General features: G+C 41.8%; 16 protein-coding genes and 7 tRNA genes. 20 read left to right on the top strand and 3 right to left on the bottom strand.

All coding sequences use genetic code 11. The features are described 5' to 3' along the window. Positions 1 to 60 precede the first annotated feature (60 nt). The 10 genes from nagB (at position 61) to PSF11_RS00305 (ending at position 4,428) form a co-directional block, all read left to right on the top strand. Complete coding sequence (gene nagB / locus PSF11_RS00350; protein WP_004917685.1) at positions 61 to 867, top strand: glucosamine-6-phosphate deaminase; 807 nt, start codon at positions 61 to 63, stop codon at positions 865 to 867. Between the two features lie 77 nt (positions 868 to 944). Next, the gene (gene nagA / locus PSF11_RS00345; RefSeq protein WP_036943497.1) at positions 945 to 2,108 is read left to right on the top strand and encodes an N-acetylglucosamine-6-phosphate deacetylase; all 1,164 of its coding nucleotides are present in this window, start codon (positions 945 to 947) and stop codon (positions 2,106 to 2,108) included. 11 nt (positions 2,109 to 2,119) lie between these two features. Beyond that, complete coding sequence (gene nagC / locus PSF11_RS00340; RefSeq protein WP_004917681.1) at positions 2,120 to 3,343, top strand: DNA-binding transcriptional regulator NagC; 1,224 nt, start codon at positions 2,120 to 2,122, stop codon at positions 3,341 to 3,343. Between the two features lie 361 nt (positions 3,344 to 3,704). Next, positions 3,705 to 3,781 (top strand) — tRNA-Met (locus PSF11_RS00335). 5 nt (positions 3,782 to 3,786) lie between these two features. Then, a tRNA-Leu gene (locus PSF11_RS00330) sits at positions 3,787 to 3,871 on the top strand. A 28-nt stretch (positions 3,872 to 3,899) separates the two neighbouring features. Next, a tRNA-Gln gene (locus PSF11_RS00325) sits at positions 3,900 to 3,974 on the top strand. A 34-nt stretch (positions 3,975 to 4,008) separates the two neighbouring features. Continuing rightward, positions 4,009 to 4,083 (top strand) — tRNA-Gln (locus PSF11_RS00320). Between the two features lie 71 nt (positions 4,084 to 4,154). After that, positions 4,155 to 4,231: transfer RNA gene (locus tag PSF11_RS00315), tRNA-Met, on the top strand. Between the two features lie 6 nt (positions 4,232 to 4,237). Next, positions 4,238 to 4,322: transfer RNA gene (locus PSF11_RS00310), tRNA-Leu, on the top strand. A gap of 31 nt (positions 4,323 to 4,353) precedes the next feature. After that, positions 4,354 to 4,428: transfer RNA gene (locus PSF11_RS00305), tRNA-Gln, on the top strand. A 1,176-nt stretch (positions 4,429 to 5,604) separates the two neighbouring features. Here PSF11_RS00305 and PSF11_RS00300 read toward each other — a convergent pair. Further along, the gene (locus tag PSF11_RS00300) at positions 5,605 to 6,720 is read right to left on the bottom strand and encodes a DUF3829 domain-containing protein (protein WP_004917671.1); all 1,116 of its coding nucleotides are present in this window, start codon (positions 6,718 to 6,720) and stop codon (positions 5,605 to 5,607) included. A 770-nt stretch (positions 6,721 to 7,490) separates the two neighbouring features. Between PSF11_RS00300 and PSF11_RS00295 the strand changes: the two genes are divergently transcribed. From PSF11_RS00295 to PSF11_RS00275, 5 genes are all read left to right on the top strand, one after another. Continuing rightward, a complete protein-coding gene (locus tag PSF11_RS00295) occupies positions 7,491 to 8,723 on the top strand; it encodes a lipase/acyltransferase domain-containing protein (RefSeq protein WP_072502904.1) in 1,233 nt (410 codons plus the stop codon). 195 nt (positions 8,724 to 8,918) lie between these two features. Next, positions 8,919 to 9,995 (top strand): lysophospholipid acyltransferase family protein, encoded by a 1,077-nt coding sequence (locus PSF11_RS00290; RefSeq protein WP_004917668.1) that lies wholly within the window; start codon positions 8,919 to 8,921, stop codon positions 9,993 to 9,995. Continuing rightward, positions 9,989 to 10,867: a phosphatase PAP2 family protein gene (locus PSF11_RS00285; protein ID WP_072502903.1), complete on the top strand. Its 879-nt coding sequence runs from the start codon at positions 9,989 to 9,991 to the stop codon at positions 10,865 to 10,867. The genes PSF11_RS00290 and PSF11_RS00285 overlap by 7 nt, the downstream gene beginning before the upstream one ends. After that, positions 10,851 to 13,361: a PEP/pyruvate-binding domain-containing protein gene (locus PSF11_RS00280; RefSeq protein ID WP_072502902.1), complete on the top strand. Its 2,511-nt coding sequence runs from the start codon at positions 10,851 to 10,853 to the stop codon at positions 13,359 to 13,361. Before PSF11_RS00285 ends, PSF11_RS00280 begins: the two co-directional genes overlap by 17 nt. Before the next feature lie 548 nt (positions 13,362 to 13,909). Then, entirely contained in the window at positions 13,910 to 15,259 is a 1,350-nt protein-coding gene (locus PSF11_RS00275) for a dicarboxylate/amino acid:cation symporter (RefSeq protein WP_004917663.1), read from the top strand. Between the two features lie 12 nt (positions 15,260 to 15,271). On the opposite strand, the gene PSF11_RS21205 is transcribed toward PSF11_RS00275, so the two are convergent. Together PSF11_RS21205 and ubiF are read right to left on the bottom strand one after the other, a co-directional pair. Continuing rightward, entirely contained in the window at positions 15,272 to 15,373 is a 102-nt protein-coding gene (locus PSF11_RS21205) for a DUF3289 family protein (RefSeq protein WP_071599641.1), read from the bottom strand. Between the two features lie 110 nt (positions 15,374 to 15,483). Then, entirely contained in the window at positions 15,484 to 16,671 is a 1,188-nt protein-coding gene (ubiF, locus tag PSF11_RS00270; protein WP_053110333.1) for a 3-demethoxyubiquinol 3-hydroxylase, read from the bottom strand. A 395-nt stretch (positions 16,672 to 17,066) separates the two neighbouring features. Between ubiF and miaB the strand changes: the two genes are divergently transcribed. The 5 genes from miaB (at position 17,067) to lnt (ending at position 22,659) form a co-directional block, all read left to right on the top strand. Then, positions 17,067 to 18,497, top strand: a complete 1,431-nt coding sequence (gene miaB, locus PSF11_RS00265) for a tRNA (N6-isopentenyl adenosine(37)-C2)-methylthiotransferase MiaB (protein ID WP_004917657.1) — start codon at positions 17,067 to 17,069, stop codon at positions 18,495 to 18,497. 86 nt (positions 18,498 to 18,583) lie between these two features. After that, the gene (locus tag PSF11_RS00260) at positions 18,584 to 19,585 is read left to right on the top strand and encodes a PhoH family protein (protein ID WP_223854883.1); all 1,002 of its coding nucleotides are present in this window, start codon (positions 18,584 to 18,586) and stop codon (positions 19,583 to 19,585) included. Further along, complete coding sequence (gene ybeY / locus PSF11_RS00255) at positions 19,582 to 20,049, top strand: rRNA maturation RNase YbeY (RefSeq protein WP_004917654.1); 468 nt, start codon at positions 19,582 to 19,584, stop codon at positions 20,047 to 20,049. Before PSF11_RS00260 ends, ybeY begins: the two co-directional genes overlap by 4 nt. Before the next feature lie 181 nt (positions 20,050 to 20,230). After that, complete coding sequence (gene corC, locus PSF11_RS00250) at positions 20,231 to 21,115, top strand: CNNM family magnesium/cobalt transport protein CorC (protein ID WP_014657724.1); 885 nt, start codon at positions 20,231 to 20,233, stop codon at positions 21,113 to 21,115. Continuing rightward, entirely contained in the window at positions 21,115 to 22,659 is a 1,545-nt protein-coding gene (gene lnt / locus PSF11_RS00245) for an apolipoprotein N-acyltransferase (RefSeq protein ID WP_004917650.1), read from the top strand. Before corC ends, lnt begins: the two co-directional genes overlap by 1 nt. Positions 22,660 to 22,702: the final 43 nt, after the last annotated feature.

Genomic DNA, 22,702 nt, shown 5'->3' with positions numbered 1-22,702 from the left:
GAGTATGGCGATCTTTCAGATTTCATAGAATTAACAGACTGTTACTAGAGGTAAAGTATCATGAGGCTTCTCCCACTAAAAACTGCTCACGACGTTGGGATTTGGTCTGCACAATATATTGCAGATAAAATCAACGCTTTTAACCCAACAGCCGAGCGCCCTTTTGTTTTAGGTTTGCCGACCGGTGGAACTCCGCTTGCGACATACAAAGCGCTTATCGCGTTGTATCAAGCAGGCAAAGTGAGCTTTAAACATGTTGTAACGTTCAACATGGACGAATATGTGGGTATCCCAGAAGATCATCCGCAAAGTTACCATACTTTTATGCATGAAAACTTCTTTAACCATATTGATATTCAAAAAGAAAATATCAATTTGCTAAATGGTAACGCATCGGATGTGGATGCTGAATGCCAACGCTACGAAGATAAAATTAAGTCTTATGGCAAAATTAATCTATTTATGGGTGGTGTCGGTAATGATGGTCATATTGCCTTTAATGAACCCGGCTCATCATTACGCTCTCGTACTCGTATCAAAACATTAACCCCCGAGACGCGCATCGCTAACTCACGTTTCTTTGATAATGATGTCAATCAAGTACCGAAGTTTGCCCTTACTGTAGGTGTCGCAACATTAATGGATGCGGAAGAGCTGATGGTATTGGCAACGGGTGCCAACAAAGCCAACGCCGTTCAAGCTGCGGTTGAAGGTTCAGTCAATCATTTATGGACTATCAGTTGTGTGCAAATGCACCAAAAAGCATTGATCGTCTGTGATGAACCCGCAACGCTTGAGCTAAAAGTAAAAACACTCAAATATTTTACGCAGCTAGAATCTGACATTATCGAAAAATTTAACTCATAATCATTCGATCACCCGACCTGTGGAAGCAGGTCGGTGACCCGATGTTTTATCTCTCCAGAAGTCAGGAGCCAAATACCATGTACGCATTAACCCATTGTATTATTTATACAGGTCATGAAAGATTAGATAACCATGCTGTCATCATAGATGGTGCTCTTATTAAAGATATCTGCCCATTAGATGAACTTCCCTCTGATATCGAGCAGCACGATTTACAAGGTGCTATTCTTTCTCCCGGCTTTATTGATTTACAAGTCAATGGCTGTGGTGGCGTCCAATTCAATGATAACAAAGAAAATGTGACATTGAAGCATCTGGAGATAATGCAAAAAGCCAATGAGCGTTCTGGGTGCACAAGTTTTCTACCAACCTTAATTACCTGTTCCGATGAACTGATGAAGCATGGTGTAGAAGTGATGACGGAGTACTTAAAAACACATCGTCATCAAGCGCTCGGCCTACACTTAGAAGGCCCTTATATCAACATCGTGAAAAAAGGCACGCATAATCCTGAATTCATTCGTCAGCCTTCTGCGCAAATGATTGATTATTTAGCCGCTCATGCAGATGCGATTACCAAGGTCACCTTAGCACCGGAAATCGTGGGTGAGTCTTATATTCGCCAATTGACCAATGCTGGCATTATCGTTTCTGCGGGCCATTCAAATTCAACTTACGAAGAAGCGCGCCTCGGCTTTAAAGCGGGTATCCGTTTCTCAACCCATCTCTTTAATGCCATGCCATATATTTCAGGTCGCGGACCTGGTTTAGTAGGGGCAATTTATGATACTCCAGAAGTGTACGCTGGCATTATCGCAGATGGTCTTCATGTACAATGGGCAAATATTCGTAACAGTAAACGGTTGAAAGGTGATAAATTAGTTTTAGTTACGGACGCTACCGCGCCTGCTGGTATTGATCCTCAAACTGGTGAAATGGATCATTTTATCTTTGCAGGCAAAACCATATACTACCGGAATGGATTATGTGTTGATGAGAACGGAACCCTCAGTGGATCGTCACTAACCATGATTGAAGCAGTTAAAAATACGGTAGAACATGTCGGTATCGCATTAGATGAAACATTAAGAATGGCAACACTTTACCCCGCTAGAGCGATTGGCGTCGAATCCCACTTAGGGTCTATCGCGCCGGGTAAAGTTGCGAACTTAACTGCGTTTAACCACGACTTCCAAATCCTTTCAACCTATGTCAACGGAGAGGAAGTCTACAAAAAATGAGTATATAGCTGATGAACCATAGTCACTCGCTAAAGCAAATTGGTAATATTGATCTGGTAAAACAACTCAACGGTGCCGTGGTATATAGCCTCATTGACCAACATGGTCCTATATCTCGCATCCAAATTGCAGAGCAGAGCCAACTTGCCCCCGCAAGTGTCACTAAAATTACTCGTCAGCTACTCGAGCGCGGCCTTATTAAAGAAGTCGACCAGCAAGCCTCTACAGGGGGGCGACGTGCCATATCTATCGTATCAGAGCATAAAAACTTTCATACGATAGGTGTGCGCTTAGGTCGTTATGATGCCACTATCGCCCTTTATGATTTAAGCGGCAAGCTACTTGTCGATGCCCACTATCCAATCTCAGCGCCTTCTCAGCAAGCGGTAGAGCAAAAACTGATTGAAGCGATAGAAGACTTTATTGCGCTCAATCAACGCCGTCTTAAAGAGCTTATAGCCATCTCAGTCATTTTACCCGGCCTCGTTAGCCCACACAGCGGCATTGTTCACTATATGCCACACATTAAAGTGGATAACTGGCACCTTATTGATAATTTGCAGGCTCATTTCAAAATTACCTGCTATGTTGGGCACGACATCCGTAGCCTTGCCTTAGCAGAAAGCTACTTTGGAGCCACAAAAGATTGCAAAGACTCGCTACTTGTTCGGATCCACCGCGGTGCAGGTGCCGGACTGGTCATTGATAATGAAATCTTACTAAATCACCGTGGTAACCTCGGTGAAATCGGTCATATCCAAGTGGACCCTCTAGGTGATTTGTGCCATTGCGGTAATTTTGGTTGCCTCGAAACTATCGCCTCAAATCAAGCTATTGAAAACCGTGTTCAACAGCGCTTAGAACAAGGTTTTACTAGCTCACTCACACTAGAACGTTGCTCTATACAGCATATCTGCCAAGCTGCAAATAAAAATGACCCTCTGGCGACAGAGGTGATACAGCATGTCGGCCGCCAAATCGGTAAAGCCATTGCTATCGCAATCAACCTGTTTAACCCTGAAAAGGTGGTTATTGCAGGTGATATTACGGAAGCCGAGCAAGTCCTACTGCCAGCTATCCAAAGTTGTATCGATACCCAAACACTCAAAGAGTTCCGTGAAAACTTACCGGTAGTTACCTCACAATTAGTGCATACCTCGGCAATCGGCGCCTTCGCCTTAACAAAACGCGCTATGCTCAATGGGGAATTGCTCCAAAAACTCCTTGATAACTGATCTCACAATCCCACCAGCAAAAACCAGAAACTGTTGCTCCATTTCTGGTTTTTGCTCTGGATTAGATTCTTTTTCCTTAACGCCAAAAACAGGCAAATCGTGCGTTGATAGATCTTTTGGATCACCATTTCACTGTTAGTTTGGCATCCCAACATATTAAGATGGATACAATTACTCTCATGTGACATGTCACAGTTTTTTCGATGAATGACTTGTTTTTTGCTGTCTTTATCGACAAAATGATTATTCATCAAACAAACGGACGCATTTTCACAAAAATAGTGAAAAAAGCAGTTGACTGTCTTAGCTGTAATTAGCATAATGCGCCCCGCAACGCCGATGAAGGTAATGCAAAAAAGATGGCTATGTAGCTCAGCTGGTTAGAGCACAACACTCATAATGTTGGGGTCACAGGTTCGAATCCCGTCATAGCCACCATGTTTGCGGGAGTGGCGAAATTGGTAGACGCACCAGATTTAGGTTCTGGCGCCGCGAGGTGTGCGAGTTCAAGTCTCGCCTCCCGCACCATTTCCTTCTCGGTTATTGAATTTAAGATTGGGGTATCGCCAAGCGGTAAGGCACCAGGTTTTGATCCTGGCATTCCCAGGTTCGAATCCTGGTACCCCAGCCATCTTAAATTAATGAATTTAGAAGACATCCTCGGATGGGGTATCGCCAAGCGGTAAGGCACCAGGTTTTGATCCTGGCATTCCCAGGTTCGAATCCTGGTACCCCAGCCATCTTCTCCTCTTCGTAGGTTGTCTTGAATCCCATGCAGTGAAGTTAAAAAAGCAGTTTTACTGTATGACATGGCTATGTAGCTCAGCTGGTTAGAGCACAACACTCATAATGTTGGGGTCACAGGTTCGAATCCCGTCATAGCCACCATGTTTTGCGGGAGTGGCGAAATTGGTAGACGCACCAGATTTAGGTTCTGGCGCCGCAAGGTGTGCGAGTTCAAGTCTCGCCTCCCGCACCATCCCTAACTAGGGATAAAAAATCTGATATATTGGGGTATCGCCAAGCGGTAAGGCACCAGGTTTTGATCCTGGCATTCCCAGGTTCGAATCCTGGTACCCCAGCCATCTCTCCCCCCTACTCCACTTCAAAGTAAAATTTTCACCTAATATACCTTTGGGCTATCCCTTATACTTTCTCAAAAGAGACAACTTCATTTATCACTCAAGCTCAGTTACAGGTTTGCATCATCTATTTTTCTGAGCCTTAAGTAGACCAATGTACAGCCATTTCAGATACTATTTTCGTTCCGTATACCCACTTAGTGTTCGTCAGCGGCAAAACGATGAACAGCACCTATCGTATAGATGACCTTGAGATATTTTCAGAGAAACAAAAATAATCAGACAGTGTATCCATTACAGTGTCATCCCTATAACCAAATCTTATTGCCTGATTTATTCTCCTGTTCATCTAGCTCAATAAACAGGTTTCAAACCTACCATAAACACATCGTAGTGTTTTAAGCGGCATAGTGCTTTGCTTGAGGATAGAGGCTATTTGATGCTTCAAGAAAGCCCATTAGCCCATCGACACGAGCAATAAGGAGATCGCTTACCCCGAGAATTTGCCGTTTAATCACCACAGAAAACCATAAATTTACCCCCCCACTTTCATAGAGGTAGAGCTGCTTACCTTTTAAATTTGAAACGAGAGCAGTTTAAGCAGCTTTCTTCACATCGCCGCTGTCTTCTTTCACTTTATATAGGATGGGGCGTATAAAGCGTTTCTTGTGGCTTCTGTTGCCACTGCTTTGGCGCACGCGGATAGTCGCGGCTGAGTCGCTTATTCTTAGAGCAAAAAGATGCTTAATTTTGTTTGATAGCCCTCAGCGCTTATTGGCTAGCTAAGCTAACTAGGGAGCCATTGATTCACCAGACTATTAGGTACAATAGTTTTGACTTACTCTAACGCCTTTTGCTGTATATCAAACACCAGAAAGAAATCATCTAACAGCAAAACCCTGTAGCCATTCCCTTTGGTATGTCAGCATTTTTCGCAGAAAACAAAAATATCTATATTTTATCCGCATACCTATCAGGTAATAACAAAGTAGCATTATTGACACGTTTTAATGAGAAATCATTGACTCATTACAAAATTGTTTCTCCCGTGATATCTCACGACCTTTGATTTATCTTAATAATTTTCCGTTAAGAATTAACACTGATGATATTAATACTTAGTTCGTTGGGCTAGCTCAAAACTGAGTTAGCCCAATTAACATTTCTATTAAAAATTTATTATTTTGTTATTAATGAATTATAATCCTTTATCAAGGATTCATAGTTTATAAAAATCGTATCAATATCATTCGACACATTCTTGCCTTCCTTAGCTTTTTTCTCTAACACTTTTAATTCGATAACAATTTGTTGATATTTTCTTAAATATTCTTTAACTGCATAATCTGAGCTTTTTATGTTTTCTTTATTGAGTAACACTTCATTGCCGAATAATTTTTCTAACTCGACTGACTCAGCTTCAATTTTAGCAATTTCATCAGAAAGTACTTTCAAATCAATTTTCTCTGGCTCCATTGACTCAATAGTATTAGACAGTAGATCCAATGAGTTCATAATTTGAAAACGAATAATTAAGCCTTTTTCCTTCACTAATTTAAGCTCTTCAACATGCATATCTTGATAATAATTTTCATATGCATTTTCTAATTTTTCTTTTTCATCAATAAGTTTGATGTAGGCTTTTTTAGCATCGTCGTATAACACTTGCATTTGCGCATAATCATCTAAACGATATGTTTTTTTGATAATGGCATAATCACCTAATTTTATCATTTTTTCATATAAATCAACATAACTTTTACCATAAGCAATACCTGCAGCATCTAATTCAGGGATCTCTGGGGAAAGCGTCGCCATATAATCAAATGCTTCTTTGATATTATTTAGTTCTGAATTATTGAAATGCATTGAAAAAGTAATGTCCAATGACAGTAAGCTTCCACTTATTTCTGCCCTATTTTTTAGATCCGTTTTGTTATCAATTGCTTTAAAAGCCGGAAGGTTAAGTGTCATATTTTTATCAGAACTGAATGAATCTAATACACTTTTTGTATTATTTAAAATATTAGGATTTAAACCACCTGATATCACTGATGTTTTTTTCCTTATTATATTGCCAAATTCCTCCTCAATGGCATATGTCCATAAATTACCTTTTTCAATCTTTTGGGCCAATTTAGCTTCATTGAAGTTAGTGTTTTTCTGTTTTGACTCAGATTGTTCTGCTTTATTTTTCTGAGATGGAGTGGTATTTGAGCTTTCATTAGAATCATTACACCCCGTAACTGATATTAATAAAAGGCTTAATATCGAAACTAATATTTTCTTTTTCATAATCCCTCTGCATATTATTAGTTTTTTACTTCCAAGTAATTATCATAACTCTTTTTTACGAGTAAAAAAACAATGAGCTTAACACTATCCTTCACACTCCTATTTTTTAATAACAAAGAAGATTAACATTTACGGTATTACATTTGACAATATTTCACAGTAATACATTAAAGATAAAAAAGAGCCGATCAGTATTCTCAATTTTTCAGTAACTATTTGAATGGCTTGTGCCGAAAATAAAAGAAGTGTGTGCTCGTAGTCAATTTTATTCAATATCTTAGTTTGGTGCTTTCTCACTTGTTGAGACTCGAAAGCAGCCTTATGTCACATGAGGTCTTTACTCCAACATTCCCCATATGAGCTTCACTAGGCTTGTTGTTCGACAGGTTCCGCAGATAATGTGGCGTCATTGCGTTATTTAATCAATGAAGTCAAAATACTATCCTCTTAAAATACTTTTAGGATTTTACCGAAAATGAAAGATTGTGCCATGCATCATTCCTTTTTAATGTGTTTACTGAAATGACACAAAATATCTATCACACCTGAAAAAAGTATATTATAAAAGATATTTCAAATTGCTCGAACGGTATGCCCGAGCAGCTCTACAACTTCTTAGTGATACCAATCCAGTTTCGCGCATAGGTAAACGAACAAATAGAAGAGAAAAACGAATATTACAATCTGGAAAAGTGCAATTAACTTTTATTTTACTCTCATTCTAATTAGCACTTTTCTCATTTTCATGTTTTCAATAAGAGATGTGAATTATGCCGTTAAATCGGGCTTATTACGCGATTAAGATAGCAGCCATTGCAAAACAACTGCGTCATGCTGGATTAATTAACCATACACTGAATTTGCCCATTATTTACCTACCAGGTATTTTAGGAAGTCAGTTATACGATAGGCAAAAAAAAACCTTAATTTGGGGAGACTATCGTAGCTTAATTCGACAGAATCATTATCAATATACGGACTCCGCTGCTCATATTGGTGTCCAACAACTACACAGCTTCTCAGTTATTCCTGGTTTAATCGAGAATTTAATCACCGCACCGTTAAAGCAGCTCTTAGAAAAAGCATTAGGCTATCGCGATGGTATTGACCTATTTTTCCTTGCATATGATTGGCGTGCAGATCACCGCCATTTAGCCGCTCAACTTGACGCCAAAATCCATCAAGTAAAACAACGTTATGGGGAGCAACAAAAAATATTACTGATTGCTCATTCATCATCAAACTGTGCGATCCGCTACTATCTACAACAATCGGCAACACAAAAAAATCGCGACAGCATTGCTAAATGGTATGCTTTTGGTCCTCCTTGGGTTGGAACATTTCAATCTTTAGCCTTGATTCAATCGGGGTATTACCCAGCAGGGAAACTCTTTCATGGATTTTCTGCTGATGATATTGCCAGTTGCCCTAGTGCCTACCAGCTGCTTCCTAGCTCTCCTCAAGTCATAGATAAAAAAGGTAATCTAGTCGAAGAATTTGATATTTATGATGAAGAATGCTGGAAAAGCTTCTCTCTCGGCCCTTATCGCTCGCCCACAGCCAATATCTCTGCCTCCACGGAACACCTACGTGAAGAGCTAGCAAATAACCTAATGAGTGCAAAAGCCTTTAGTCAATGTGTGTCTGTACGCCATGCCGCCGAACAGTCAGTTTCTCAAACCTGGTTTTTGAGTGATAACCATCAAACAGTCAAATGCGCCGTCTATGACCAAGGGCAACTATTTTTGAACGCAAAAGCGATACAAAAGCACTACCCTAATTTAGTTGAACAGGCGCTCACCAAAGGCGATGACCACCTTCCGATCGATGGTTTACTTAAAGGATGGGAGCACCCCATTTTATGTGAAACAGAAACACCGCCATTAGGTGAAAATTATGTGTTTATTAATCAAGCTCGTACTCACCGAGGATTAGTTGGACATATTCCTAATTTACGCACGCTCGCTTTTGATATTGCGACATTAAATCAAAAAGCGTGCTGATTAAGATGGCTTTCCGTTCGGACTTATCTCAAATATGTATTAAGTGAGCTCATATATAACTTTATCCGTAGATAAACATACATAATGATAAACAGCTAAACACTTATGATGTCGCAATTTAATGTGACACTGGCAAGATTGATTATTCGAATTTTATGTGTGTTTTTCAGGTATACACAAAGGTAAAAAAGTCTCATGGGTCAAAATAAAGAAGTACCTTTAGTTCTTGCAGGGAAGCCATTGCCCCTTTATTACCGCATAGTTTCATCAACTATTCGTCGCATATACTACCCAAATTGTTCCCTTGTCGGTCATGTGCCACTACAGCAAACTAATAAACCAACTCTCTTTTTGTGTAGTCATCGCAACAGTGCCTTTGATGGCTATTTAACCTTAAAAGTCTCTCCACTGGGGCAAGCACTCGCATCCATCCAACTGCTCAATAGCTTTATCATGCGCCTTTATTTCACGGGTATTCCCGTCGTACGCAAAAAAGATAAAGAACGTTTAGGGATCAGTGCAAGCAGCTTCGAAAACCCGGTTGATGCGGGTGTTGAGCATCTCAAAGCAGGAGGCTCACTGTTTCTCTTCCCAGAGGGAAGTAGTGAATGGGGCCACCGACCATTGCCTTATCAACGTGGTGCAGCACGGATCATTCGCACTTTACTCTCTCAACAGATTGAATTTAATATCGTGCCATTAGGGCTGTTTTATGCCATGCCCGACCGCTTTGCGAGTCATGCCGAAATCTATGTTGGCAAACCAATCCAGATTACTGCCCAAGAAAATGAAGAGTCCGATCGCGAATGGGAAAAACGCATCCATACTCAAATCTCACAATCTCTGGATGATGTTTCCGTTAATTGCCCTGATGAAGAAACCTTTAAACACGCTGAACAGTATGCTAGCCACGCTTTCATGCAAGGCGATTCCTATGCAGAGGCATTTTTACGTTACCAACACAACCCAACACCCCAATTACTTCCCGACGCTCGCCCCTCAACTCACAGTACAACTTGGCGTTGGCTTGGCTTCTTTTTAATGTTTATCTTTATTCCTATTTTACTGGCCTCTCGGTTTGCAGCGACTTATGCCGATGCACGTAACACCATCACTTTTTTTAAAATATTAGGAGGAGGATTAGCCAGTTTAGTTTGGTTACCCTTACTTGCTTGTTTTACCTTCATCTGGCCTACGGTACTTATTCCGAGTTTTATCAGTGCCTTTATTGGTTATAAAATTATTCAATACAAAGGCTCTGCTCCATGCTAAAAACACACTATCTACATTTATTTAATCGGCTATTTGCCATTCAATTATTTATTATCTGGCTTTTAGGGTGCATTGGGGTTTTTGGCTCAGATCTGACAGAGACTCTTTGGCCATCGGTACTCACTGGCGGCATCTTTTGGATCCTATTAGTCGCCTGTAGCAAACTTCCCAAATGGCAATCCCCGCGTTTCTATTGGGTAGGTTTATTACAACTTATCGCTTGCTGGTCCATCTTCCCACTGTTTAAAGCCATTCGAATTCATTTTTATTCATGGAGCGCGGATCATCTCTTATACACCATAGACTGTTATCTTTGGCTTAATAAAAGCCTTCCAGAGCATATGATCGCTCTTCAAGCCCCATGGTTCAGTGAGTTAATTGCTTTTTGTTATTTCAGCTTTTACTTTTTAGTTATTGGTAGTGCTCTATTTTTCTTTTTACAACGCCAAAAAAACACCTCTGAGCATTACTTTTTGGGCTTAATGTTGATGTATTTTTTTGGATTTATTGGCTATTTCATTTTGCCTGCTGTCGGGCCATACGGTGCTTTCCCGACATTATTTACTTACCCTGTCCACAATGGTGCAATGACCCTTTTTCTGACGGGTATGGTGGAAAAAGGGATCACTGGAATGGATGTTTTCCCAAGCTTACACACAGGGATCACCCTGTATATCGTTGGTTTTTTATTCAAAACAGGCTACCGAAAAATCGCATGGTGTCTAACCCCTTTAGCAGCAGGTCTCATTGTTGCAACGGTTTATCTTCACTACCATTACGGTATCGACGTCATTGTTGGTGCTTTGTTGGCATTACTTGTACTGCATTTCCTATTTAAGAAAAAGAAGGTGGAAAATGGAACTCATCTATAGTCTAAATGATACTCAAGCGGCAGATATTGCTATCAGTGGTGGTAAAGGGGCTAGTTTGGCAAAAACAATCCAAGCCCTCCCTGTTCCTGACGGCTTAATCCTCTCTTGCGAAGCCTACAAGCAATTCATTTCCCCTTTATTTGGACAAATTAGTTCACTCCTTGCTCAACACCCTGACAATGAACAAAATGCCAGCGAATCTATCCGACAACTCATACTCTCGGCGCCATTACCTGATAGCCTGACCACCCTGTTATCAACCCGCTTACATGATAGTCAATTAACTCATGTTCCTCTGGCTGTGCGCTCTTCAGGGACACTAGAGGATATGCCAAGAGCCGCATTTGCAGGCCAACACGATACTATTTTAGGCGTACGCGATCTCCCGTCGCTTCATGATGCGATCCGCCAATGCTATGCTTCCCTTTGGCATACCCATGTCATGCTTTATCGACAACATTTACAGTTACCCCATCAACATGCCGCGATGGCGGTTGTATTACAGCGTATGGTAGACGTACGTGAAAATGAAGCCGCCGGGGTTGCCTTCTCAATTGATCCTGTACGGGGTAATTTATCATCTGTACTGATTAACGCTGCCTTTGGATTAGGAGAAACCGTTGTTGGTGGTGAAGAGCCTATTGATGAATACCAAGTTGATCGCGATTCCTTGCAAATCGTTCACCAAGAAATCGCCGAGAAGCAGCGTGCAATTGTTATGACTGATAAGGGAACGGACATACTCCCTTTAGTGAGCCCTGCCAAAAATCAAACAACACTAACTTCTGAACAGTGCCAAGCAGTCGCCGAGCTCGCCATTCGTGCAGAGCAATATTTTCAGTTCCCTCAAGATATTGAGTGGGCATTTCATGACCAACAATTATGGTTATTACAATCACGTAATGTGACTCAAATTGCCCCAATTTGGACACGCGACGAGTCGGCAGAACGTTTCCCTAATCCAATCACACCTTTGACATGGGATATGTGTGAGGCGGGTTTCCATGCCTCTTTGAACTACAGTTTAAATTTAATGGGGCTACCTTCCTTTAATGGTAAATGGTTCACGATGAAAGATTATTATATTTATGGTAACCAAAACGCCGTTGCGCTTTACCATAACCGTCTTCCTACATCAATGATGAATGATTTACCCACTCTCTTATCTTCATTGCCTGAAATTGCCCGTAAATTTGCATGGGTACAAGAGCTACCTATTACTTGGATGCGAGACCTCGACCGATATTTGATTGGAATTGGCGCCCTTAACCAAGAGCCTCTCCAAGAGAAAAAATTGAGTGAACTGTGGGATTACATACAAAGGATCAATAAATTAGGCTCTGATTACTTTTTACCGAACATTGCGATTTCACTTACTCAACGCTCATTATACGCAGCCTTAATCGCCTTACTGAAAATGCTTTATCAAGGGGATGAACAGTTAGCTCATAAGACACTTGATAGTCTAATTGCAATGTCAGAGACCAAAACAGGGCAAGTGAATAACGAATTATGGAGCTTATCACGCCTTGTTCGCCATGATGCGAAATTATTTGCGCTATTAAAAGCTATCGATGCAGGTTCAATTATGGATACATTGAAGCAAGCGCATCCCGACTTTTTCACTGAATTTACCGCATTTTTAACTAACCATGGTCATCGTGAAATGGACTTTGATGCCTACCACCCTACATGGCTAGATGCCCCTCATATTGTTCTTACACAAATAAGCGCAATGGCGGATTTAGAAAATGATGGACAAACCAGCGATGCGTTAAGTAAAAAAATTGCTCAGTCAAAAACCGAATTTGAGATCATTTCGCAAACGCCAGAAGAGTTGCGTTATTTTATGCAAGAGTTAATTAGGTTGGCACGGGTATACACTGCATTAGATGATTTAGAGCATTACCAAACCACTCGCCTGGCTTTACCTATGCGCCGGGGCTTACATGCCCTAGGTGAGCGCTTGGTGATCCGCGGTGTCATTGATCAAGCCTCGGATATCTATTTTGCGAAAGAACAGCAGTTAGCAGACGCTATTAACGCTGAAACTACTCAAGCATTTAGCGAATTACGCCAACATATAAGCAGCAACAAAGCAGGCTATGAACAGGCTAGAAGTACAACACCACAATGGGTTTATGGCGAAATATCAGAAGAAACCGAAGACGATGGGTCATCCCTAAAAGGGTTAGCTGGCAGCGCAGGCACCGTTGAAGGTGAAGTCTTTTTAGTTCATGGGCCTGAAGATTTTGCCCAATTCCCTCAAGGCGCGATTTTGGTTGCTCGTACCACCAATCCTGCATGGACAGCACTTTTTTATCGAGCAAATGGCGTTATCACCGAAAGTGGTGGCCCGCTTTCTCACGGCGCAGTAACCGCTCGCGAATTAGGATTACCGGCGGTTATGGGTATCCGTCGTGTGATGAATACGCTTAAAAATGGTCAGCGTGTTAAAGTCGACGGTCAAAAAGGTATTGTTGAGCTGCTATAATCACGTATTCAATTCACTGGATAAGCTATGTTTATGATAACCTTATAGACGATGGCTTTATTCAGTGAATTGAACTTTTTGTTATAACTAATAACTACAAAGAATAATGAGCCAAATGGCCTAAATGGATATCTTTTCTCTTTTCCGCTTATCAGTACAGAAAAGTATCTCAAGATTAGGCTACGCCTGCTCTGGACGCTTGCTACTCCCTGTTTGACCTCTTTGTATCATCTCATCTTACTTCTCTATTTTTGACTTTCGAATAGTCATCTACACTTATCACTTAGCTTCGAAAAGTAACACTTAGTTAATTTTATTTACCTTTAGATAACTTCATTATCGAATATGTGACTTTAATCATTTTATCGTAACTAATAATAGTGATAATCTCCGCGTGAATTTTGGTTAGACTCGGTTAATGGCGTCAGGAGCACTCTGCCTTCTGCCATGACTCAAATTTCATCCAACCTATCATTCCCAAAATAAAAACGTTCTCAAATCCTAATAATTATAATTTGCAGTGATGCAATATTTTACAGAGAAGATTTATGCAAAACATTATAAAACAACCACTCTATAAGATCCTTTATGTCCAAGTTATTGTTGCCATTTTATTTGGTATCGCACTTGGTCACTTTTTCCCTGATATTGGAGAATCCTTAAAACCACTCGGTGATGCTTTCATTAAAATTGTTAAGATGATCATCGCACCTGTTATTTTCTTAACCGTTGTTACTGGTATAGCCGGTATGAGCAATATGAAGGCGGTTGGTAGCGTTGCAGGGAAAGCGATGCTTTATTTCATCACTTTCTCGACTATCGCACTGATTATCGGCCTAATTGTCGCGAATATCATTCGTCCCGGTGCGGGGCTTAACATTGACCCAGCAACACTCGATAGCAGTAAAGTGGCAGGATATGTAGAAAAAGCCCATGAATCCTCAATTGTTGGCTTTTTAATGAATATCATTCCTGATACCGTTATTAGCCCGCTCGTTAACGGTAATATTCTGCAAGTACTGTTTATTGCCGTCATTTTTGGTTTGGCTCTTGCTGCAACGGGTAAGCATGGCGAGCCTATCGTTAAATTACTGCAAAACTTCTCAGAGCCTGTCTTTAAGATGGTTGCCATGCTGATGAAACTTGCTCCTATTGGTGCATTCGGAGCTATGGCATTTACTATAGGTAAGTACGGTATTTCTTCAATCGGCAACTTAATGATGCTGATTATGACCTTCTATATCACATCATTACTGTTCGTTCTGATAGTGCTTGGTGCTGTCGCTAAATATAATGGCTTTTCGATCATTCAACTGATCAAATACATTAAAGATGAACTATGGCTAGTATTAGGTACCTCATCGTCTGAAGCCGCATTGCCTAGCTTAATGAGAAAAATGGAACATGCTGGATGTGAAAAATCCGTAGTTGGCTTGGTTATCCCAACAGGTTACTCATTTAACCTTGATGGAACCAACATCTACATGACCATGGCCGCACTGTTTATTGCTCAAGCGACAAATATTGATCTGACTATTTGGGAACAAATCTCACTGTTACTGGTTGCAATGATCAGTTCTAAAGGCGCAGCAGGTGTGACAGGCGCTGGCTTTATTACCTTGGCAGCGACTCTAATGGTGGTGCCAAGCATTCCTGTTGCAGGTATGGCTTTGATTCTAGGTATCGACCGTTTCATGTCTGAGTGTCGTGCACTAACTAACTTAGTGGGTAATGCTTGTGCTTGTATCGTCGTTGCCCGTTGGGAAAAAGAGTTAGATACTGAAAAATTAGCCAATGCGTTTGCCGCAAAAGGCGAAAGCATTGATTCAATTATTACTGAAGAAAATTTTGATGTTGTAGCTGACCAACCAAAACCGGTGGATATTAGCAAAAAATAAGCAGCGTATTTGTTAACTGCAAATAAGTTGGTTACTGCTCAAGTCATTACAGCGCATATCATCTGCGCTGTAATCATCCATACGACTTTGAGTCGGTGTGTATTTTTTCAACATTAATCATTGCCCAAGTTTTTGCGATTATTGAGGTTCTCGTCAAACTTTCTAATCGCAACTTGGGCATTAATGCAATTTCTATCCGCAACTTAGGTTATTTAGGATGAAATTTATAATCCTAATGCGTATTTTAATGCGATTTTCTTCGCTTCACCGGCACGTTGAGCAGCCATAAGACCAAGGTTTCTTAACATTTTCAAGCCGGGTAGCGTTTCACTAAATGCCATATAAAATGCATCCATCCCCGCTTGCATGACTAAGTTATCTGGCAAGCGTCGACGTTGATAGCGTTTTAATACCTCTACGGAAGACCAAGGTTCAAGGTACTCTTTTGCCTGTGTAACCACTTTCAGCAAAACATCAACATCTCGATAGCCTAGGTTAACCCCCTGTCCTGCCAGTGGGTTTATGGTATGTGCGGCGTCGCCAACCAACGCAAGCCCCTCAATCACATAACGATTCGCATGGTGGCGTGTCAACGGAAATGCGCCGGAAGCATATGCGGTGACTTTCCCTAAACGCTCAGGAAAAGCTTCCGTAATCGCCCCAGTCAGTTGCTCCATCGACATTGATTGTAATCGGCGGATTTTGGCTGGGCTGTCATACCACACCAGCGAGGCCCAATGATCATAAAGCGGTAAAAATGCCCGAGGGCCTGACGGGAAAAATTGCTGCCATGTCTTATCTTGCTGCGGCCCTGCTGTTTGGACGGTGATCAACATGCAAGACTGGCGATATTGCCAACCACGGCTGCCAATTCCTGCTAATTTACGTACTTGGGAGTTTGCGCCATCCGCACCGATGACTAATTTCGCTTGTAGCTCACGCCCATCATCCAGAGAGACTACCCACTCTTTTTGGCCTTTAGGTTGATAAAGATACAGTAATTGAGCGGGGCAAATACGTTCAAGATTGGCGTATTTTTCACACTCCTGCCACAGAGCCAGCTGCAATATTCGGTTTTCTACCATAAAACCAAGTTCAGGCAACCCTAAGTCATGGGCGTCAAAAACAACGTTGCTCCCTTCTTCTTCCCATGTTTCAAGTTGTCGATAAGGCGCACTGCGCATTGCTTCAACATGTTGCCAAGCACCTAACTGTTTAAGTAAATCGACAGAGGAACGGCTAATGGCAGAAATACGGACATCAGGAGCACTATTGGCGTCAAAAGCGGTTGGCTCTGCTTTTTCCAGTAATGCAACACGCATCCCTTCTTGAGCAAACCCAAGAGCCGCGGCGGCACCAGTCATACCCGCACCAACGACGACAACATCATAATATTCTGTTAATTTATTCATTACATTAGCTACTATTAACTATTTGATTTACGTAGTGTACCGAAAAATTGTTACGCTGACAGGGAATATCTCTTTCAGAGACTCTGGTCACTGATGCTGCAAATGAATACAATACAGGTTAATCTTGAAAAAAATAGGCGATAACCTGTCTTTGAGACCGCGTATTACATAGCCTTTGGGTACTAACTCAGGCTATTTTGGCATTTTTCATATCATAGAGTGATGTTTATGATCAAAAATGCGTGCGCCTTCCCAAAACGGGACAGGACTTTGGATTTATATCCATTATATTTCGAGCAGCTACGCATAAAGGCTCTATGCTCAAAGTATAACGGGTATACAACGCGTTTCGGAGTCCATTATACTAAGCCACTTCGAAAACACCGGATATAGACATGTCGACGAATAAAAAGTTATATATTAAAACATGGGGCTGCCAAATGAATGAGTATGACTCATCAAAAATGGCTTCATTATTAGAAAGCACCCATGGTTATCAGATCACTGAGATTCCAGAAGAAGCAGATTTACTGCTGCTGAACACGTGTTCAATCCGTGAAAAAGCACAGGAAAAAGTTTTCCATCAGCTTGGTCGCTGGAAATCGTTCAAAGATAGCAACCCTGATATCATTATTGGTGTCGGCGGCTGTGTTGCGTCTCAAGAAGGTGATTTTATCCGCCAGCGCGCACCAAGCGTCGATATTGTTTTCGGTCCACAAACGCTACACCGTCTCCCTGAAATGATTAATCAGGTTAAAGGAAGCCGTAGCCCTGTTATCGATATCAGTTTCCCTGAAATTGAGAAATTTGACCGTCTGCCAGAACCACGCGCGGAAGGCCCTACCGCTTTTGTCTCCATCATGGAAGGCTGCAATAAATATTGCACATTCTGTGTTGTTCCTTATACACGCGGTGAAGAAGTTAGCCGTCCTTGTGATGATATCCTGTTTGAAATTGCTCAATTAGCGGCGCAGGGTGTACGTGAAGTAAACCTATTGGGTCAAAACGTTAACGCTTATCGTGGCGCAACATTTGATGGTGAAATCTGTACTTTTGCTGAATTAATTCGTTTGGTTGCCGCGATTGATGGTATCGACAGAATTCGTTTCACGACTAGCCATCCAATTGAATTTACTGATGACATCATTGAAGTCTATGAAGATACGCCTGAGCTAGTTAGCTTCCTACATTTGCCAGTGCAAAGCGGTTCAGATCGTATTTTGACATTAATGAAACGCGCACACACCGCGCTTGAATACAAGGCTATCATCCGTAAATTACGTAAAGCACGTCCGGATATTCTCATTAGCTCTGACTTTATTGTTGGCTTCCCTGGTGAAACCAATGATGATTTTGAAAAAACCATGAAACTGATCGCTGATGTGAACTTCGATATGAGCTTTAGCTTTATCTACTCACCACGCCCAGGTACACCAGCCGCTGATCTACCCGATGACGTGAGCGAAGATGAGAAGAAACAGCGTCTCTATCTCCTTCAACAGCGCATAAACCAACAAGCAATGAGCTACAGCCGTGCTATGTTAGGTACGGTACAACGTATTTTAGTCGAAGGCCCTTCACGTAAAAACGTTATGGAGCTTTCAGGTCGTACAGAGAGCAACCGTGTTGTGAACTTTGAAGGTTCACCTGATATGATTGGCAAGTTTGTTGATGTAGAGATCGTTGACGTTTATGCCAATTCACTACGCGGTAAAGTGATCCGCACAGAAGACCAAATGGGCTTGCGCGTTCACGAATCACCCGCTTCTGTCATCGCACGTACTCGTAAAGAAGATGAGCTTGGTGTTGGTAGTTACCAACCCTAACGATAGGATACTCAGTGACCGATAAAAAACCGTTGCAAATCGCAACACAAGAAATCTTTCTAGAGCCCGCAGATAACCAACGCTTAATGAGCCTTTGCGGGCCATTTGATGATAATATCAAGCAACTTGAGCGTAGACTTGCGATTGAAATTAATCGTCGTGATAACCGTTTCAAGCTATCAGGCAAACCACTCAATATCCAAGCGGCCAGTAAAATCTTACGCCAATTGTATGTTGATACCGCTCCAATACGCGGTGTGATCCCCGATATTGACCCTGAGCAAATCCACCTTGCTATCTCTGAAAGCCGCGTATTAGAGCAGGCTGCCGATAGTATTCCAGATTATGGTAAAGCCGTTAATATCAAGACCAAACGTGGTGTTATCAAGCCTCGCACACCAAACCAAGCGCAATATATAGCGAATATTTTAGATCACGATATTACGTTTGGCATTGGCCCCGCGGGTACAGGTAAAACATACCTTGCCGTTGCAGCCGCCGTAGATGCTTTAGAGCGCCAAGAAGTACGGCGTATTTTGCTGACTCGCCCTGCTGTTGAAGCGGGGGAAAAACTTGGCTTTTTACCCGGTGACCTCAGTCAAAAAGTAGATCCTTATTTGCGCCCACTGTATGACGCATTATTTGAAATGCTAGGGTTCGAAAAAGTTGAAAAACTGATTGAACGTAATGTTATTGAGGTAGCACCACTGGCTTATATGCGCGGTCGCACCCTCAATGATGCTTTCATTATTTTAGATGAAAGCCAGAACACCACCATTGAGCAGATGAAAATGTTCCTGACCCGTATCGGTTTTAATTCAAAAGCCGTCATCACGGGGGATATTACTCAGGTCGACTTGCCTCGCGGTAATAAATCAGGCCTACGTCATGCCATTGAAGTGCTTTCTGATGTTGATGAACTTAGCTTTAATTTCTTCCACAGCGAAGACGTTGTTCGTCACCCTGTTGTCGCAAAAGTTGTTATTGCCTATGAAAAATGGGAAGAACAAGACAACAAACGCCGTCAACAAATTAGAGAAGAAAAAGAACAGCAAAAAGCGTTAGAAAAGCAGGAAATAATTAAATGAGTGAAGTCATTCTTGATTTACAGCTCGCTTGCGAAGAAACAACAGGGCTACCTGATGAAGCACTGTTTCAACGTTGGTTAGAAGCCGTACTCCCTAAGTTTCAACCACAAAGTGAAGTGACAATCCGCATCGTTGATGAAGAAGAAAGTCACCATTTAAACCTGACTTATCGGGGGAAAGATAAACCAACAAATGTGTTATCTTTTCCTTTTGAAGCGCCACCAGAGGTAGAATTACCTCTACTTGGCGATCTGATTATTTGTCGTCAAGTGGTTGAACAGGAAGCCATCGAACAGCAAAAAAGTGCCGAGGAGCATTGGGCGCACATGGTTGTACATGGCTGTCTGCATCTGCTTGGTTATGATCATATCGAAGACGATGAAGCAGAAGAAATGGAGAGCCTAGAAACGGAAATTTTAGCTGAATTGGGCTATGCTGATCCTTATCTTGCAGAAAAAGAATGACCCACGGTCTATTTTTATGTTAAATATTAGCTGAATAAGTCTAATCGCGTTTTTTGGGAGTAAATACCATAGTTATCTCACGCCGTTGAATATATATTTGGCAGAGTTAAAAACCTAAGCAATTGACTTATTTAGCTAAATTAACCATTATCATCAATTGAGGAATAATTAATAAAACGCCATGAGCGACGATAACTCTTCGAGTAGTGACAACCCTGGTCCTAAGAAAGGGTTCTTTGCACTATTAAACCAACTCTTCCACGCTGAACCTAAAAACCGTGGTGACTTGGTCGAGCTGATCCGTGATTCCGAGCAGAACGACCTTATCGATCCTGATACCCGTGACATGTTAGAAGGCGTCATGGATATTGCCGATCAGCGGGTACGTGACATTATGATCCCGCGCTCCCAGATTGTAACCTTAAAACGTAATCAAACTCTGGATGAGTGCCTTGATGTTATTATCGAATCCGCACACTCACGTTTCCCTGTCATCAGCGAAGATAAAGATCACATTGAAGGGCTACTAATGGCAAAAGATTTGCTGCCATTTATGCGTACAGACGCTGAGCCATTCAGTATTGATAAAGTGTTGCGCCAAGCGGTTGTTGTACCTGAAAGCAAACGGGTCGACCGGTTGTTAAAAGAGTTCCGTTCACTACGCTATCATATGGCTATTGTCATTGATGAGTTTGGCGGTGTCTCTGGTCTTGTTACCATTGAAGATATTTTAGAGCTTATTGTTGGCGAAATTGAAGATGAGTACGATGATGAAGATGATGTCGATATTCGTCAGCTAAGTCAGCACTCCTACTCAGTTAGAGCCTTAACCCAAATTGAAGACTTCAATGATGCGTTTGAGACTCACTTTAGCGACGAAGAAGTGGATACTGTCGGTGGCCTTGTTATGCAAGCCTTTGGTCATCTACCCTCTCGAGGTGAATCCATCACTATAGATGGCTATCAATTTAAAGTTGCCATGTCGGATAGCCGCCGAATTATTTTACTTCACGTAAAAATTCCAGATGGCGCGCCTGCACCAAACTTAGATGAAGAAAAGAGTTAATGAACTTAACGTTATACTATCAAAGTCAGTGGTTAAGACTACTACTGGCTTTCATTTTCGGAGCCAGTGGTACACTGGCTTTTTCGCCATTTGACCTCTGGCCTGCAGCTCTCCTTTCCATCCTATTTCTCCAACTACTGACCCTACAACGCTCCCCTAAACAAGCTTTTTCGATTGCTTTTGCATGGGGCTTTGGGCTATTTGGCTCGGGCGTTAATTGGGTGTATGTCAGCATTGCTGACTTTGGTGGAATGCCAGAGGTTGTTAATGTCCTATTGGTGATCCTGCTTGCAGCTTACCTTTCCCTCTACACTGGGTTATTTGGTTATCTACTCAGCAAATTCTTTCCCCAATCAACAATATGGCGATTAGTCTTTGCCGCTCCAGCCATTTGGCAGCTCACCGAGTTTTTACGAGGTTGGGTTCTTACAGGCTTCCCATGGCTTCAATTCGGTTACAGCCAAATTGATGGCCCAATGAAAGGCCTTGCCCCCATCTTTGGTGTAGAACTGATAACTCTAATATTATTTAGTATTAGTGGGTTACTCGTGCTTGCGTTGGTACGTCGCCGTATTACGCCGTTAGTCGCCGCTGCCGTACTACTTTTCGCCCCTTTAATCATCAAGAGCTATCAGTGGTATACCCCTCTGGAGTCAAAAACTACGGAAGTGGCGCTTGTACAAGGCAATATTCCCCAATCCATGAAGTGGGAAACAAGCTACTTACAAAAAATCAAAGATACTTATATCAAGCTTTCTAGCCCTTATATTGGCAAAGCTTCCTTAATTGTTTGGCCTGAATCCGCAGTGCCGTCAGTCGAATTAGATAACCAAGCATGGCTAAAATCACTGGACAAAATATTAGCTGAATCCCAGACCAAACTGATCACGGGTATTGTTGATGCCCGTCCTATTGACGGTGACTATCAGTTTTATAACACCATCATTGTATTAGGGGATACAACTCCCTATCTGTACCCATCAAAAAATCGCTATAACAAGCACCATTTAGTGCCTTTTGGTGAGTTTGTACCGCTAGAGGATATTTTACGCCCTATCGCACCATTATTTAATTTGCCAATGTCAGGATTTAGCCGGGGCGATTATCAACAAGCTCAGCTTGCTGTAGGCAACATGCATCTAACAGCCGCCATCTGCTATGAAATTATCCTTGGAACACAGGTTCGCGATAATTTCCAACCTAATAGCGATTACCTCTTAACCATTTCTAACGATGCGTGGTTTGGTAAGTCGATTGGGCCATGGCAACATTTCCAAATGGCGCGCATGAGAGCGCTGGAGCTTGGTCGCCCACTACTTAGAGCTACCAACAATGGCGTCACCGCAATTATTCGAGCAGATGGTACCGTCCAAGCTAAGTTGCCTCAATTTACCGCTGCTACACTATCTGCATCTATTACCCCAACAACGGGGTTAACACCTTATGCACGCTGGAGTAATTGGCCAATGTGGGGCGTTGTTATCATATTTATGCTGATAGCCATATCACGAGGCCGCAGGTCAAAAACAAGTTCAGATAAATAACAAAAATCCCAGTCTTTGCATTAATTGCACACGACTGGGATTT

The organism is Providencia sp. PROV119 (genome assembly GCF_028482435.1).
Classification (GTDB): domain Bacteria; phylum Pseudomonadota; class Gammaproteobacteria; order Enterobacterales; family Enterobacteriaceae; genus Providencia; species Providencia stuartii.
The sequence above is the reverse complement of the archived record's forward strand: the minus strand, read 5'-3'. Positions and strand labels throughout refer to the sequence as shown.